Origin of the sequence: Agromyces excoecariae (assembly GCF_051715505.1) — a bacterium.
GTDB lineage: Bacteria > Actinomycetota > Actinomycetes > Actinomycetales > Microbacteriaceae > Agromyces.
Window position 1 is genome coordinate 818,494 of sequence record NZ_JBPSLA010000001.1, and the last position, 14,796, is coordinate 833,289.

At 72.5% G+C, this 14,796-nt stretch carries 13 protein-coding genes and 1 pseudogene; 9 read left to right on the forward strand and 5 right to left on the reverse strand.

Annotation, left to right across the window (positions count from 1 at the left end; genetic code table 11):
• A complete protein-coding gene (locus ACSJD1_RS03775; protein ID WP_438853976.1) occupies positions 1-660 on the forward strand; it encodes a copper resistance CopC family protein in 660 nt (219 codons plus the stop codon).
• A 36-nt stretch (positions 661-696) separates the two neighbouring features.
• Here ACSJD1_RS03775 and ACSJD1_RS03780 read toward each other — a convergent pair whose 3' ends face one another.
• Entirely contained in the window at positions 697-1,395 is a 699-nt protein-coding gene (locus ACSJD1_RS03780) for an SDR family NAD(P)-dependent oxidoreductase (RefSeq protein ID WP_438853977.1), read from the reverse strand.
• A 292-nt stretch (positions 1,396-1,687) separates the two neighbouring features.
• Between ACSJD1_RS03780 and recQ the strand changes: the two genes are divergently transcribed.
• From recQ to ACSJD1_RS03800, 4 genes are all read left to right on the forward strand, one after another.
• Positions 1,688-3,559, forward strand: coding sequence for a DNA helicase RecQ (recQ, locus tag ACSJD1_RS03785; RefSeq protein ID WP_438854119.1), 1,872 nt, complete (start codon positions 1,688-1,690; stop codon positions 3,557-3,559).
• A 207-nt stretch (positions 3,560-3,766) separates the two neighbouring features.
• On the forward strand, positions 3,767-4,171 hold the full coding sequence (locus ACSJD1_RS03790; protein ID WP_438853978.1) for a hypothetical protein: 405 nt from the start codon (positions 3,767-3,769) through the stop codon (positions 4,169-4,171).
• A gap of 41 nt (positions 4,172-4,212) precedes the next feature.
• The gene (locus tag ACSJD1_RS03795) at positions 4,213-4,647 is read left to right on the forward strand and encodes a DUF7144 family membrane protein (RefSeq protein WP_438853979.1); all 435 of its coding nucleotides are present in this window, start codon (positions 4,213-4,215) and stop codon (positions 4,645-4,647) included.
• A 179-nt stretch (positions 4,648-4,826) separates the two neighbouring features.
• Entirely contained in the window at positions 4,827-6,953 is a 2,127-nt protein-coding gene (locus tag ACSJD1_RS03800) for an acyl-CoA dehydrogenase family protein (RefSeq protein ID WP_438853980.1), read from the forward strand.
• A 359-nt stretch (positions 6,954-7,312) separates the two neighbouring features.
• Here the strand turns inward: ACSJD1_RS03800 and ACSJD1_RS03805 are convergent, their stop codons facing one another.
• Both ACSJD1_RS03805 and ACSJD1_RS03810 read right to left on the reverse strand, forming a co-directional pair.
• Positions 7,313-8,326, reverse strand: coding sequence for a malate dehydrogenase (locus ACSJD1_RS03805; protein WP_438853981.1), 1,014 nt, complete (start codon positions 8,324-8,326; stop codon positions 7,313-7,315).
• 24 nt (positions 8,327-8,350) lie between these two features.
• Complete coding sequence (locus ACSJD1_RS03810; RefSeq protein WP_438853982.1) at positions 8,351-8,845, reverse strand: DUF427 domain-containing protein; 495 nt, start codon at positions 8,843-8,845, stop codon at positions 8,351-8,353.
• 121 nt (positions 8,846-8,966) lie between these two features.
• Between ACSJD1_RS03810 and pip the strand changes: the two are divergent.
• From pip to ACSJD1_RS03825, 3 genes and pseudogenes are all read left to right on the forward strand, one after another.
• A pseudogene (gene pip, locus ACSJD1_RS03815) lies at positions 8,967-9,917 on the forward strand (prolyl aminopeptidase); the annotation flags it as partial.
• Positions 9,918-10,447: 530 nt separating this feature from the next.
• A complete protein-coding gene (ypfJ, locus tag ACSJD1_RS03820) occupies positions 10,448-11,326 on the forward strand; it encodes a KPN_02809 family neutral zinc metallopeptidase (RefSeq protein ID WP_438853983.1) in 879 nt (292 codons plus the stop codon).
• Complete coding sequence (locus ACSJD1_RS03825; RefSeq protein WP_438853984.1) at positions 11,326-12,111, forward strand: alpha/beta hydrolase; 786 nt, start codon at positions 11,326-11,328, stop codon at positions 12,109-12,111. The genes ypfJ and ACSJD1_RS03825 overlap by 1 nt, the downstream gene beginning before the upstream one ends.
• Positions 12,112-12,165: 54 nt before the next feature.
• Here the strand turns inward: ACSJD1_RS03825 and ACSJD1_RS03830 are convergent, their stop codons facing one another.
• Positions 12,166-13,155 (reverse strand): DMT family transporter, encoded by a 990-nt coding sequence (locus ACSJD1_RS03830; protein WP_438853985.1) that lies wholly within the window; start codon positions 13,153-13,155, stop codon positions 12,166-12,168.
• Positions 13,156-13,349: 194 nt separating this feature from the next.
• On the opposite strand from ACSJD1_RS03830, the gene ACSJD1_RS03835 reads away from it, so the two are divergent.
• Positions 13,350-14,393: an alcohol dehydrogenase catalytic domain-containing protein gene (locus ACSJD1_RS03835; protein ID WP_438853986.1), complete on the forward strand. Its 1,044-nt coding sequence runs from the start codon at positions 13,350-13,352 to the stop codon at positions 14,391-14,393.
• A gap of 12 nt (positions 14,394-14,405) precedes the next feature.
• Here the strand turns inward: ACSJD1_RS03835 and ACSJD1_RS03840 are convergent, their stop codons facing one another.
• Positions 14,406-14,780, reverse strand: coding sequence for a DUF7882 family protein (locus ACSJD1_RS03840; RefSeq protein WP_438853987.1), 375 nt, complete (start codon positions 14,778-14,780; stop codon positions 14,406-14,408).
• Between the last annotated feature and the right edge of the window lie 16 nt (positions 14,781-14,796).

Below are 14,796 nucleotides of genomic sequence, written 5' to 3' on the forward strand. Positions count from 1 at the left end.
ATGTCGCGCCGGAACGTGCAGCTCGCCATGGCCGGGGCGGCGTTCGCCGTCCTGGCCGCGGTGGCCGGTCCTGCCGTGCCCGCCTTCGCCCACAACACGGTGATCGCGGTCTCGCCCGACGGCGAGGAGACCGTCACCGAGCAACCCGGCGTCGTCTGGCTCGAGACGAACGACGCGCTGCTCGACGCGGAGGGAGCCGCGGCCATGGACGTGGTCGGTCCCGACGGCCGGCACTATGCGACCCAGTGCGCGACGGTCGACGGTCCCGTCGCGAGCGTCTCGGCCGAGCTCGGCGAGCCGGGCGAGTACACCGTCGTCTGGCGGGTCGTCTCCGCCGACGGGCACCCGATCTCCGGGGAGTTCGAATTCGACTGGGAGCCTGCAGACGGTGAGTCGGTGGCCGACGGAGCCGAGGATGCGCCGTGCGCCGAGGCCGCCGGCGCGGCCGAGGGCGGCGACGCGGAGCAGGATGGCGACGCTTCCGCGAGCGGTGCCGCGCAGGACCTCCTGTGGATCGGCGCCGGCGTGCTGGCCGTGGTCGTCGCAGCGGCGGTCGCATTCCTGTTCGTCCGCCGCACGCCCGGGGGCGCCGCGGCATCGGGCGACGCCGCTGAGACCGACCCGGAAGACTCCGGCGACGGGCCGAAGCCCCGCGACTGACGATCGCGCTGCCGTCCGGCGTGCGTCGGCGTCGGTTCAGGCGCCGACGAACGCGTCGGGCGGCAGCGTCGTCGTCTCGTCCTCGATCGCGCGAACGAGCCGGTCGGCGACGGCGGCCGGGTCGTGCCCCGTCGGGAACCGGGGCGCGGTCCCGAACAGCGGGCGATCGGCGAGACCGGTCTCGATGTGGCCGGGGCGGGCGTCGACCAGGCGGATGCCGCTGCGCCGGAGTTCCCGGCCGGCGGCCGCGACGTAGGCCGCGAGTGCGGCCTTCGAGGCCGAGTAGCTCGCGAGCCCCGCGGTGGGAAGCTGCGAGACGATGCCCGAGATGGTGAGCACGACCGGACCGTTCCCCTCGGTCGCGGACTGCCGGAGGCTCGGCAGGGCGACCGAGATGATGCGCATCGGTGCGAGGGCGTTCACGGTGAACAGGGTCTCGAGGTCCTGTCGGGCGGTCTCGGCCGCCCCGTCGAACCCCACGACACCCGCGGCGATGACGATCGCGTCGAGTCCGCCGAGCGCCTCGACGGCGCGGTCGACGATCGCCTCGGGGGCGTCGGCGTCGGTGAGGTCGATCGCGATCGTCGCGTCGGCCGCCCGGCCGCCCAGTCGCGAGGCGTCGCGGCCGTGCAGCGCCAGTCGCGCTCCGCGCTCGGCGAGGCGCTCGGCGATCAGGCTCCCGAGCACGCCGGTCGCCCCGACCACGAGGATGCGCGCCTGCTCGATGCGGGTCATGGACGCGAGCCTAGGATGCGCCGGAGCGATCGACCGCGCTTCACAGGAGACTCGCACGACGACCCGTCCTCCCCGACCGCCGCGCGCGGAAGGGATCGCGATCGCCGCCGGGGGTGTCCGAACCGCCGGGTAGGGTCGACGGGTGACTTGGAGCGAGCACCCCGACCCCGCCGGCGCACCCCCGTGGGCCGACGAGGTCCCGTGGGACCCGGACGAGCTCGCGCCGCCCGACGACGAGTGGGCGCCCCCGCCGCCCGCCGACGCGATCGGTCGGTCCGGCGACGGCGAGCGGATGGCACCGGCCGGTGCCGCGGCCGCCGCACCGGCGCGCTTCGACTCGGCGCTCGAGGCCCTGCGAACCGTCTACGGCTACGACGCGTTCCGCGGTGAGCAGGCCGCGATCATCGAGCACGTCTCCGCAGGCGGCGACGCGGTGGTGCTCATGCCCACGGGCGGCGGCAAGAGCCTCTGCTACCAGGTGCCGGCACTGCTGCGCGAGGGCACCGGCGTCGTGGTCTCGCCGCTCATCGCGCTCATGCACGACCAGGTCGACGCCCTCGTGCGCAACGGCGTGCGGGCCGGCTACCTGAACTCGTCGCAGTCGCCCGCGGAACGGGCGGTCGTCGAGCGGGCGTACCTGGCCGGCGAGCTCGACCTCCTCTACGTGGCACCCGAACGGCTCGGGTCCGAGCAGACCAAGCGCTTCCTCGAGCGAGGCACGGTCGCGTTGTTCGCCATCGACGAGGCGCACTGCGTCGCCCAGTGGGGGCACGACTTCCGCCCCGACTACCTGGCCCTCGCCGAGCTCGCCGAACGCTGGCCCGACGTGCCGCGCATCGCGCTCACCGCGACGGCGACCGAGGCGACGCATCGCGAGATCACGACGAGGCTCTCGCTCGCCGACGCACGCCACTTCGTGTCGAGCTTCGATCGGCCGAACATCCAGTACCGCATCGCCCCGAAGCTCGACGTCCGGCGGCAACTGCTCGACTTCGTCCGCACCGAGGGGCGCGACGCCGACGGCCAGCCGGTCGCCGGCATCGTCTACGCGCTCTCCCGCGCGAGCACCGAGAAGTTCGCGGCGTTCCTCGCGGCGAACGGCGTCGATGCGATGCCGTACCACGCAGGGCTCGACGCCGAGACGCGTCGTCGCACGCAGGAGCGCTTCCTCCGGGAGGACGGCGTGGTCGTCGTGGCGACGATCGCCTTCGGCATGGGCATCGACAAGCCCGACGTCCGGTTCGTCGCGCACGTCGACCTGCCGAAGTCGGTCGAGGGCTACTACCAGGAGACGGGTCGTGCGGGTCGCGACGGACTGCCGTCGACGACGTGGCTCGCCTACGGCCTGCAGGACGTGGTGCAGCAGCGCCGCATGATCGACGAGAGCCCCGGCGACCTGGCCCACCGGCGCCGGCTCGCGTCGCACCTCGACGCGATGCTCGCGCTCTGCGAGACCGTGCAGTGCCGTCGCCAGAACCTCCTCGCGTACTTCGGCGAGCGGAGTGCGCCGTGCGGCAACTGCGACACCTGCCTCGAGCCGCCGGCCTCGTGGGACGGCACGGTCGCCGCGCAGAAGCTCATGTCCACGATCGTGCGGCTGCAGCGCGAGCGCGGCCAACGGTACGGCGCGGGTCACCTCGTCGACATCCTCCGGGGCAAGCGCACGGCACGCGTCGAGCAGTACGGCCACGACTCGCTCGCGACGTGGGGGATCGGCGACGACCTCTCCGAAGCCCAGTGGCGCGGGGTCGTGCGCCAGCTTCTCGCACAGGGCCTGCTGCAGTCGGTCGGCGAATACGGCGTGCTGTCGCTGACGGATGCCTCGGCCGGCGTCCTCTCGGGCGCGACGCAGGTCTCGTTCCGCACCGAGCCCGAGCGTCCGGTGCGCGCCTCGAGGTCGAGCCGAGCCGCGGCTCCTGCTGCGGCCGACCTGGAGCCGCGCGACGCCGAGCTCTTCGAGGCGCTGCGCGCCTGGCGGGCGTCCGAGGCTCGCGAGCAGGGGGTGCCCGCCTACATCGTCTTCGGCGATGCCACCCTCCGTGCGGTCGCCGTGCGCCGACCCTCCGGTGTCGCCGACCTCGATGGCATCTCGGGCATCGGCGCGAAGAAGCTCGACGCCTACGGCGAGGCCCTCGTGCGGGTCGTGGCCGAGCACTCGGCCTGAGCCGCGCATCGGAATCGGGTTCGTCGCTCCGCTTCGTCGTCGGGCCTTCCTCGGTCGGCTCCCTCGATCGCCGCACTCGCGAATTCGCGGGCCGCGGCATCCGCGCCGTCCACGACACGTGCCGGTCGGCCCTCGCGCTCGCAGCGCCGCCGTCGCTAGCATCAGGCCAGAGGCCGTCAGTGCGGCGGCGCGGATTCGGGGGAGCGCATGTCCACAGCACAGGGAAGCCGGCCGGTGACGATCACGATCATCGGAGTCCTGGCATTCATCGCCGGGGCGATCGACATGATCTCCGGCGTGATCCTCTTCTTCCTGCTCGCGGTGCCCGAGGTCGTCGACGGGTTCGGCGGCACCGGTCCGCTCATCACCGCCGCGATCGCGTCCATCGTCGTCGGCCTGATCACCGCGGTCCTCGCAGGCGGCCTGCTCCGCGGCAGCCAGCCCGCCCGCCTGATCGTGACGGTGCTCCAGGTCATCTCGATCATCGGGTCGCTCTTCCTCGCAGTGGCGTACCTCGGCATCCCCGTCGGCGAGTGGATCGGCCTTGCGGTCTCGGCACTCGTCGTGATCCTGCTCTGGACGCCGAAGGCCAGCGCGTTCTTCACGCGCTGACCGTCGACCATGACGACCAACCGAATGAACGAGGAGGACGTATGAGCAGGCAGGATGTCGAAGGAGTCCGTCGACCGGCGGCGGTGACGGTCGTGGGCGCACTCGTCTGGGTGAACGCCGCGCTCGACCTCGTGGCGGGCTTCTTCCTGCTGACGCTCGCGACCATCGGGGGCGACGACGCCGCGTCGCGCACGACGTGGGCGATCATGGGTTCGGTCTCGCTCGTGCTGGGGGCGATCGCCGCCGTCGTCGCATTCGGGCTCATGCGGGGCAACTCCGTGGCGCGCATCGCGATCACGGTGATCGAGGTGTTCTCGATCATCGCGTCGGTCAGCGCGGCCATCGCGAACCCGGCGAGCGCGGTCAACGAGATCGTGAGCGCCCTCATCGCGGTCGCGATCCTGCTCCTGCTCTGGTCGGGCGAATCGACGCGATTCTTCCGCGGACTCGCGCCCGATCAGCCCTCGGAGCCGTGAACCAGCGGGAACCTTGTCGATGATCCAAGAGCGAACGACATTGGGTTTGTAAGGTTCCACAACAGGGTTCGGATGCCGCGAACCGGCCTTTGTAGGCGACGGACGCAGTTCTCCGCCCGCTCGCACGTCCGCCGTACCGTGAGATCAGCCCTATCCCGCGTACGAAGGACGAACCGACGATGGTCGACACGGCATCCCGAACCGACGCCACTCCTGCGCCCACGACTGAGCGCCCCGGCACCCCGGAGCGTGCGGCGGCGGCAACTCCCGCGAACACCCCGATCGACGCGAGCGCCGCGCCCGTCGTCGACGTCGGCGCGCTCGCGCGCCAGCTCCTCGGAACGTGGCCCGAGGCCCGGCTCGCCGCGCGCGACCGGGCGGCGCAGCCCGCGTTCCAGCGCATCGACGGCCAGTCCATGGCGGAGCACCGCGAGCGCGTCCTCGGCCAGCTGAAGCTGCTCGTCGAGTCGGGCGCCGTGCACAAGGCGTTCCCGAAGGGCCTCGGCGGTGAGGACGACCACGGCGGCAATATCGCCGCGTTCGAGGAGCTCGTGCTCGCCGACCCCAGCCTCCAGATCAAGTCGGGCGTTCAGTGGGGGCTCTTCGGCGCCGCCGTGCTGCACCTCGGCACCGAGAAGCACCACGAGAAGTACCTGCCGGGCATCATGAGCCTCGAGGTGCCCGGAGCCTTCGCGATGACCGAGACCGGCCACGGCTCCGACGTCGCCGCGATCGGCACCACCGCGACGTACGACCCCGAGACCGAGGAGTTCGTCCTGAACACGCCGTTCCGCGGCGCCTGGAAGGACTACCTCGGCAACGCCGCACTGCACGGCATCGCCGCAGTGGTCTTCGCCCAGCTCGTCACGAAGGGCGTGAACCACGGCGTGCACGCCTTCTACGTGCCGCTCCGCGACGAGACCGGTGCGTTCCTCCCGGGCATCGGCGGCGAAGACGACGGCCTGAAGGGCGGCCTCAACGGCATCGACAACGGCCGCCTGCACTTCACCGACGTCCGCGTGCCTCGCGAGGACCTCCTGAACCGATATGGCGACGTCGCCGCCGACGGAACCTACTCCAGCCCGATCTCGAGCCCGGGCCGACGCTTCTTCACGATGCTCGGCACGCTCGTCCAGGGGCGCGTCTCGCTCGACGGTGCGGCGACGCTCGCGAGTGCGATGGGGCTCGCGATCGCCATCACCTACGGCACCCAGCGTCGCCAGTTCAACGCCGGAAGCGACACCGACGAGGAGGTGCTGCTCGACTACCAGCGCCACCAGCGCCGCCTGCTGCCCAAGCTCGCCACGACCTACGCGCAGGTCTTCGCGCACGACGAGTTCCTGGTGAAGTTCGACGCGGTGTTCTCAGGCGACGCCGACACCGACGACGACCGACAGGACCTCGAGACGATCGCTGCGGCGCTGAAGCCGCTGTCCAGCTGGCACGCCCTCGAGACGCTGCAGGAGGCTCGCGAGGCCTGCGGCGGCGCCGGCTTCCTCGCCGAGAACCGCCTGGTCGGGCTCCGCCAGGACCTCGACATCTACGTCACCTTCGAGGGCGACAACAACGTCCTGCTGCAGCTGGTCGCCAAGCGCCTGCTCACCGACTTCTCGAAGCAGTTCGCGAAGGCGGATGCCGGCGCGATGGCGCGCTACGTCGTGGCGCAGGCCGCCGACCGCGCCTACCACGGCACGGGGCTGCGCCGCCTCGCGCAGACCGTCGCCGACTTCGGATCGACGGCTCGTTCGGTGCACGAGCTCCGCGACGAGGAGACGCAGCGCGAGCTCCTGACCGACCGCGTCGAGGCCATGATCAGCGAGATCGCCGGGCGACTCCGCGACGCACGGAAGCTGTCGAAGGCCGACCAGGCGGCGCTCTTCAACCGCAACCAGAACGAGCTCATCGAGGCGGCCCGTGCCCACGGCGAGCTGCTCCAGTGGGAGGCGTTCACCCGAGGCCTCGCCCGCACCGAGGACGCGGGCACCAGGCAGGTCCTCACCTGGCTTCGCGACCTCTTCGGCCTCGGACTCCTCGAGAAGCACCTGTCGTGGTACCTCATCCACGGCCGACTGTCGCCGCAGCGCGCGCAGGCCGTGTCGGCGTACATCGACCGTCTCGTCGAGCGGCTCCGCCCGTACGCGCTCGACCTCGTCGACGCCTTCGGCTTCGCTCCTGAGCACCTGCGGGCCTCGATCGCGTCAGGCGCCGAGCAGGCGCGCCAGGACGAGGCGCGCGCCCACTACGCTGCGCAGCGCGCGGCGGGCACGCTGCCGACGCCGGAGAAGTCCGAGAAGCACAAGCGATAGCCGGCGGAACGCCGACGGGCCGGGCGCGCAGCGCCCCGCCCCGCGCCGGGTGGGGGGGCGTGCGCGCCGCGGGGTGCGCGCGGGGGCCACGGGGTCGCCGGGCGGCTTCATGATCGCGCCGGCGGCGAGTCCGACGGCGAGCCCTGCGGCCAGCCACAGCCAGAACCCGGTCCAGAGGCTCACGACGAGTCCGATGATGAGCCCGACGACGAGGCCGACGATCAGCTGGCGTCGTCGTGCGGGGGAGAGCGGTTCGCGTGCGGCCATGCTGCCAGCGTAGGCGGCGCGGACGTGCAACCGGTGATCGGCGCCGGCGCAGGTGGCGGATGCCTCGCGGCGAGCCGCGGCATCCGTCGCCGTCAGATCAGGCCGAGCGCCCGCACCGCCTCGCGCTCGTCCACGAGCTCCGCGACCGATCTGTCGATCCGCGAGCGCGCGAAGCCGTCGATGTCGAGGCCCTCGACCACCGACCACTCGCCGCCCTCGGCGACCACTGGGAACGAGGAGATCACGCCGTCTGCGACGCCGTACTCGCCGTGCGACCAGATCGCCGCGCTCGTGCGGCCGTGATCGCCGGTGCCGAGCATCCAGTCGCGCATGTGGTCGATCGTCGCCGATGCCGCCGAGGCGACCGACGACGAGCCGCGCACCTCGATGATCTCCGCTCCGCGCTTGGCCACGCGCGGGATGAACTCCTCTGCGAGCCACTCCAGCGCGGCGTCGGTCCCGCCGAGGCGGGCGGCGAGCAGGCCCGGCACGGGGTCGCCGTCGGCCGTCGCGTGCGCGACATCCGGGAACTGGGTCGCCGAGTGGTTGCCCCAGATCGTGACGCCGCGGATGCCGCCGACCGGCGTGTCCACGGCGGCGGCGAGCTGCCCGAGCGCCCGGTTGTGGTCGAGGCGCGTGAGCGCCGTGAAGCGCTCGTTCGGCACGTCGGGGGCGTGCGACGCGGCGATGAGGGAGTTCGTGTTCGCCGGATTGCCCACGACCACGACCCGCACGTCGTCGGCCGCGTGATCGTTGATCGCGCGCCCCTGCGGGCCGAAGATGCCGCCGTTCGCCTCGAGGAGGTCGCCGCGCTCCATGCCGGCGGTGCGCGGGCGAGCGCCGACGAGCAGGGCCGCGTTCGCCCCCTCGAACGCGACGGCCGGGTCTGCCGTCACCTCGACGTGCGCGAGCAGCGGGAACGCGCAGTCGTGCAGTTCGAGCGCAGCGCCCTCGGCCGCGCGGAGGCCCTGGGGGATCTCGAGCAGGTTCAGGCGCACGGCGGTGTCGGGCCCGAACAGGGCGCCGGAGGCGATGCGGAACAGCAGAGCGTAGCCGATCTGCCCCCCGGCGCCGGTGATCGTGATCGTGACCGGTCTGCGGCTCATGTGCACGAGCCTACGCCGCGCCCGTCACCAGCCCATGGTCCCCGGGGCGCCCTTGACCGGACCCGCCACGATCGAGGTGATCCAGCCGCCGTAGAACCCACCGGGCTGCGGGAGCACCTGCTCGCCGTCGACGGTGCAGGCGTCCATCGGCCCGGCGTACACGGCGACCCGGCTGCGGAGCGACTCGAAGCCGGCCGACGGGGTCGGGTAGTTCCACGCGGCGCGTCGGGCCGACCGGCCGCCGGCGACCACGTCGAAGTACCTCGCGGAGCCCTTGAACTCGCAGAACGACGCCCCTTGGGTCGGGGCCAGCGCGCCCGGTGCGAATGCGTCGATCGGCAGGTAGTAGACCGGCGGATGGCTCGTCTCGAGGACGCGGACGACGTCTCGGGTGTCGACGATGCGCTCACCGCCGAACTCGATCACGACGCGCGCGTCGATCGGCTCGACGCGCGGTGGTCGCGGATAGTCCCACACGGACTCCTGGCCGGGGCCGACCGGATCTGGGATCGGGCGCATGGCCGCACGCTAGGCGGTGACGCTGGGAAGGCGCCGACACCCTGCGGGCGGAGACGTCGGGGCGGCGCGCCGCGAGCGCGGCATCCGCTCGTTCGCTAGCGTGAGCGGACAAGGGGGAACGATGAGGGAACTGTATCCGGAGATCGAGCCGCTCGAGACCGGCATGCTCGACGTCGGCGACGGTCAGCACATCTACTGGGAGGTGTCGGGCAATCGCGACGGCAAGCCGGTCGTGTTCCTGCACGGCGGCCCCGGCGGTGGCACGAACCCGGCGCACCGCCGCCTGTTCGACCCCGCGAAGTACCGGATCGTGCTGTTCGACCAGCGCGGGTGCGGACTGTCGATACCGCATGCCTCCGAGCCCGGAGCGGTGCTGTCGGCCAACACGACCTGGCACCTGATCGCCGACATGGAGCGGTTGCGCGGGCACCTCGGCATCGACCGATGGCAGGTGCTCGGCGGCTCGTGGGGCAGCGCGCTCGCCCTCGCCTACGCCGAGACCCACCCCGAGCGCGTCACCGAGATCATCCTGCGCGGGATCTTCACGCTGCGCCGCCAAGAGCTCGACTGGTTCTACGAGGGCGGGGCGTCCGCGATCTTCCCCGACCTCTGGGAGGACTTCCTCGCGCCCGTGCCGATCGGCGAGCGCGTGCACCTCATCGACGCCTACCATCGACTGCTGACCCACCCCGACCCCGCCGTGCACCAGCCGGCCGCGATCGCCTGGTCGCGGTGGGAGTCCTCGACCATCACGCTGCTGCCGCAGGCCGACACCATCGCGCGGTTCACCTCGCCCGAGTACGCCACGGCGTTCGCCCGAATCGAGAACCACTACTTCCGTCACGGCGGATGGTGGGAAGAGGGCCAGCTCATCCGCGACGCGCACCGGCTGCACGACATCCCGGCCGTCATCATCCAGGGCCGCTACGACATGTGCACGCCCGTGATGACGGCGTGGGACCTGCACCGGGCGTGGCCGGAGGCCGAGTTCCGGATCATCGACGACGCGGGGCACGCGTTCGACGAGCCCGGGATCCTCGACGCGCTCGTCAGCGCGACGGACCGATTCGCGGCCGGCGCCCCCATGGGCGGCTTCCTCGACGCGGCGCACGCCGGCGGCGCGGACGACGACCTCGACGACGGGGACGGGCGGGACGACGACGCGGAGTCCGTGCCCGAGCCCGAGCCCGAGACCTCGGACGACGAGGCTGTCGAGGGCTCGGGTGGCGCCCAGGATTCCGAGGGGTCCGAGGATGGCGAGGAGCGCGAGGACGCGGACGAGGGTTCCGAGGCCGATGACGATGACTCGGACGACGAGGGCTCGGACGACCAGGACGACGACGAGGGCTCGGACGACGCGGGCTCGGACGACGACGAGGACCACGACGAGGACCACGACGAGGACTCGGACGACGACGACGACGAGGAAGACGACGAAGACGACGAGGACTCGGACGACGACGAGGGCGACGACGACGATGACGATGCCGACGAGGACGACTGACCGCTGACCCGCCCGCGACGCGGCACATGAGCGTAGCCGCCGCCGACGACGAACGAAAGGCGGATGGCTCCGACGACCGGGCGCGGTAGTTTCGTGCCATGACGTTCAACCCCAAGGCGGACATCGGCGGCGGACGGACCTCCCGCCGCGGACGCAACACCGGTATCGCCGTCGGCGGCGGCCTCGGCGTCCTGGCGCTCGTCCTCGTCGGATCGTTCCTCGGCGTCGACCTGACCGGACTGCTCGGCGGCACCGGCGGCGGCACGACGAGCGAGGAATCCACGCTCGATCAGTGCCGGACCGGCCAGGACGCGAACGAGCAGATCGACTGCCGCATGAAGGGTGCGGATGCCTCCCTCGACGCGTACTGGTCGGAGGTCTCGTCGAGCATCGGGGTCGAGTACGTGCGGCCGCAGGGCTTCGTCCTCTTCAGCGACGCGGTCGCGACCGGATGCGGCAACGCGTCGTCGGCGACCGGGCCGTTCTACTGCCCGCCCGACCAGACGATCTACATCGACACCTCGTTCTACGACCAGCTCGAGCAGCAGTTCGGGGCGGAGGGCGGTCCGCTCGCCGAGATGTACGTCGTCGCCCACGAGTACGGCCACCACATCCAGAACATCGCGGGTGTGCTCGACTCCACGCGCGACGGGGAGACCGGCCCGACCTCCAACGCCGTCCGCGTCGAGCTGCAGGCCGACTGCTTCGCCGGTGCGTGGGCGGGCGCCGCCGCGACGACCGAGGATGCGAACGGCGAGACGTTCCTGCAGCCCATCAGCCGTGACGAGTACCAGCAGGCCATCGATGCCGCCGCGGCGGTCGGCGACGACCGCATCCAGGAGGCGACCCAGGGTCAGGTGACACCGCATACGTTCTCGCACGGCACGAGCGAGCAGCGCGTGCGCTGGTTCGCGACCGGATACGAGGACGGCGTCGGCGCCTGCAACACCTTCCAGGTCGACGGATCCCAGCTCTGATGCGACGCGCGGGTGCCGTCGGGCTGGGCGTCCTGGGTGCCGTCGCCGTCGTGGTGGTGGTGTTCCTGGTGTGGGCGCACACCGTGTACGCGGGCGAGCGCGAGGCGTCGCTCGATGCGTGGCGCGCGCCCGACGTCGCGATCAGCGCGACCGATGACGGGTTCCTGCTCGAACCGGCCGGCGCGGGCGCCGATCTCGGACTCGTGTTCATCCCGGGTGCGAGGGTCGAGCCGAGCGCGTACCTCTACAAGCTCAGCGGCATCGTCGAGGAGACCGGGATCACCATCGTCGTCACGCACCCGACGCTGAACCTCGCCTTCTTCGACACGCGACCGCTCGAGGCGTTCACCGCGCAGGCGCCGGAGATCTCGAGGTGGCTCGTGGGCGGACACTCGCTCGGTGGGGTGCGCTCCTGCCAGCTCGCGGAGGCCGCCGAGCAGGGGGCGACCACCGAGGTCGTGGGCCTCGTCCTCTTCGGCAGCTACTGCGCCGGCGACCTCTCGGACACCGACCTCGCCGTGCTCTCGCTCGTCGGCGAGCACGACGGGCTGAGCACGCCCGAGAAGGTCGCGAGCGCCGCCGACCTGCTGCCGGCCGACGCGTCGACGGCGCTCATCGAGGGGGCGAACCACGCGGCGTTCGGCGACTACGGCCCGCAGGCCGGTGACGGGGTGGCGACCGCAGACCGCGCCTCCGTGCGCGACGAGATCTCGGGCGCCGTGGCCGAGTTCCTCGCGGCGTCGGGCCTCGCGCTGTCGGAACCGGCGGAGTCCGGCACGGACTAGCGGCACCGTCTCCCGGTCGCACTCCATGCCGGGCCGCACATCCGAGCGCCGACGCTACGGGGTGACTCCGACGTCGACGGAGACGCGCGGCGGCACGACGGCGTCGCTCCGCGGTGCCGCGCCACGTGGCATCCGGCGACTCCTCGATGCGACGAGGAGGACGATGCCGGACGCCAGCACGGCGAGCCCGAGGACGGCGGTCACGGGGAGTCGCTCCTGCAGCACCAAGACTCCCAGGATCGTCGCGGTGAGCGGTTCGGCGAGGGTCAGGGTCGACACGGTGGCCGGGGCGAGGCGCTCGAGGCCCGCACCGAACAGGAGGTACGCCGCGGTCGTCGTCACCAGTCCGAGCCAGAGCGCCATCGCGAGTCCCTCGGCCGTGGCGAGCCAGCCGAGGTCGGTCGCGAGCAGCACGGGCAGGCTCGCTGCCGCGGCCGCGCCGAACATGGCACCCATGCTCGCGGACGACGTCCAGCCCCGGTCGAGCAGCGACTTGCCGGCGAGCGTGTAGACGGCGTACGAGGCGCCGGCGCCGACGGACGCGGCGATCCCGAGCGGGTCGACCGCGCTCGGTCCGGTACCGCTCGCCGACGCGAGCACTGCGACGCCGACGGTGGCGAGTGCCGTCGCGACCATCCAGGCGCCGCCGGGGAAGCGGCGCCGCAGCGCCCAGTCGAGCACGCCCGTGAGCACCGGGGCCGAGCCGAGCGCGACGACGGTGCCGACGGCGACGCCGTTCGCCGCCGTCCCCGCGAAGAACGCGGGCTGGTAGGCGAGCACCCCGGCCGTGCCGATGACGACGGCGAGCCACGCGGGCCCGCGCGGTGCGCGCCCACCGGACGTCGGGGCGGCGGATGTCCCGGTCGCGCCGCTCCGACGTCCGGCGACATGCACGGCGAGCGCGATCGCCGCGAGGGCGCCACCGCCGATGAGGATGCGCGCCGCGCCGACGGAGAGCGGGTCCGCGTCGGGCCCGAGCGCCTGCGCGGTGCCGGTCGTGCCGAAGCACACCGCGGCGGCGAGCACGAGGAGGATGGAGCGCATGGCATGGATTGTTACACAATCTGGATCCGATGGGAAGATCACGACCGCACCGGAGCCGACCGAGTCGTCGCTCCCGATAGGATTCCGTGGGTCGCCTCGCCGCGGCATCCGTCACGTCATCGCCGAGGGGGCGCGCGACCCGGCGCACGATGCCGCACCGATCGGGGCGGCGGCCACCACCCGGAGGAGGACCTGTGCGCGCCGTCATGTACCGCGGATTCGGCGACGAACCCGACCTCGTCGAGGTCGATCGCCCGTCCTGCCCTCCGCGCGGCGCCGTCGTGCGCGTGCGCGCGACCGGCCTGTGCCGCAGCGACTGGCACGGCTGGATGGGGCACGACGCCGGGATCGCGCTGCCCCATGTGCCAGGCCACGAATTCGCGGGCGAGATCGCCGAACTCGGCTCCGATGTGCCGGATGACTCGGGCTGGGCCGTGGGCGATCGCGTGACCGCGCCCTTCATCTGCGCCTGCGGCCGCTGCGTCGAGTGCCTCGCGGGCAACGAGCAGGTCTGCGACGCGCAGCGCCAGCCCGGCTTCACGCACTGGGGCTCGTTCGCCGAGTACGTCGTCGTCGACGAGGCCGCGCTCAACCTCATCCGCCTGCCCGACTCGCTCGGGTTCGTCGAGGCCGCCTCACTCGGGTGCCGCTTCGCGACCGCATACCGCGCGATCATCACGCGGGGCCGACTCCACCCCGGCGAGCAGGTGGCGGTGCACGGATGCGGCGGGGTCGGCCTCTCCGCGATCATGATCGCCGTCGCAGCCGGGGTCCCGGTCTACGGCGTCGACGTCTCCGACGCCGCGCTCGCCGCAGCGGCCGAGCTCGGCGCCACCCCGATCCGGGGCGGCGAGGGCGCCGCCGACCGGGTGCGCGAGGCGAGCGGCGGCGGGGTCGACCTGTCGGTCGACGCGTTCGGCAGCCCCGCGACGTCGTTCGCCTCGGTGCGGAGCCTGAGGAAGCGGGGCCGCCACGTGCAGATCGGGCTCATGCTCGCCGACGACGCGACCGCCGCGATGCCCATGGACGCGGTCATCGACGGCGAGCTCGAGATTCTCGGCAGCCACGGCATGGCCGCGCACGAGTACCACGACATGCTCGGCGCGGTCGCATCGGGGGCGTTCCGCCCGATCGAGCTCGTGGGCCGCACCATTCCGCTCGACGCGGTTCCCGAGGCGCTCGCCGCGATGGGCCGTGCCGGGGGAGCCGGCTCGGGCATGACGGTCGTGGAGCTCTAGGAGCCGTCCGCGTCAGGCGACGTCGGGCAGGCGACGCGGCCGCGGCCGGCGTGCCGGCTCCGGGGTCGCCGGCCGCTTGCGGACCCCGCGCTCCGCGGGCACGTCCACGGGCTCGGGCACGATTATGAGCCCGTCGCGCGAGGCGGCGACATCCGCGAGCAGTTCGACCCACGCTCGATTCATCGCGGGACGACGCCGGTCCGCGTACACGAACTCGAGCGCGACGGACGGGCCGAGCCACAGGCTGACCTCACGTCCGTCGACGATCGCGGTGAAGCCGAACGACTCGCGGCGCCGGAGCTTGGCGAGCACGACGACCTGGAGATGTGCGAGCGTGCGGTCGTCCATGGGGATCGACTGGCGGCTGTCGTAGACGAGTGAACCCATCTCGGCCGGACTCCTT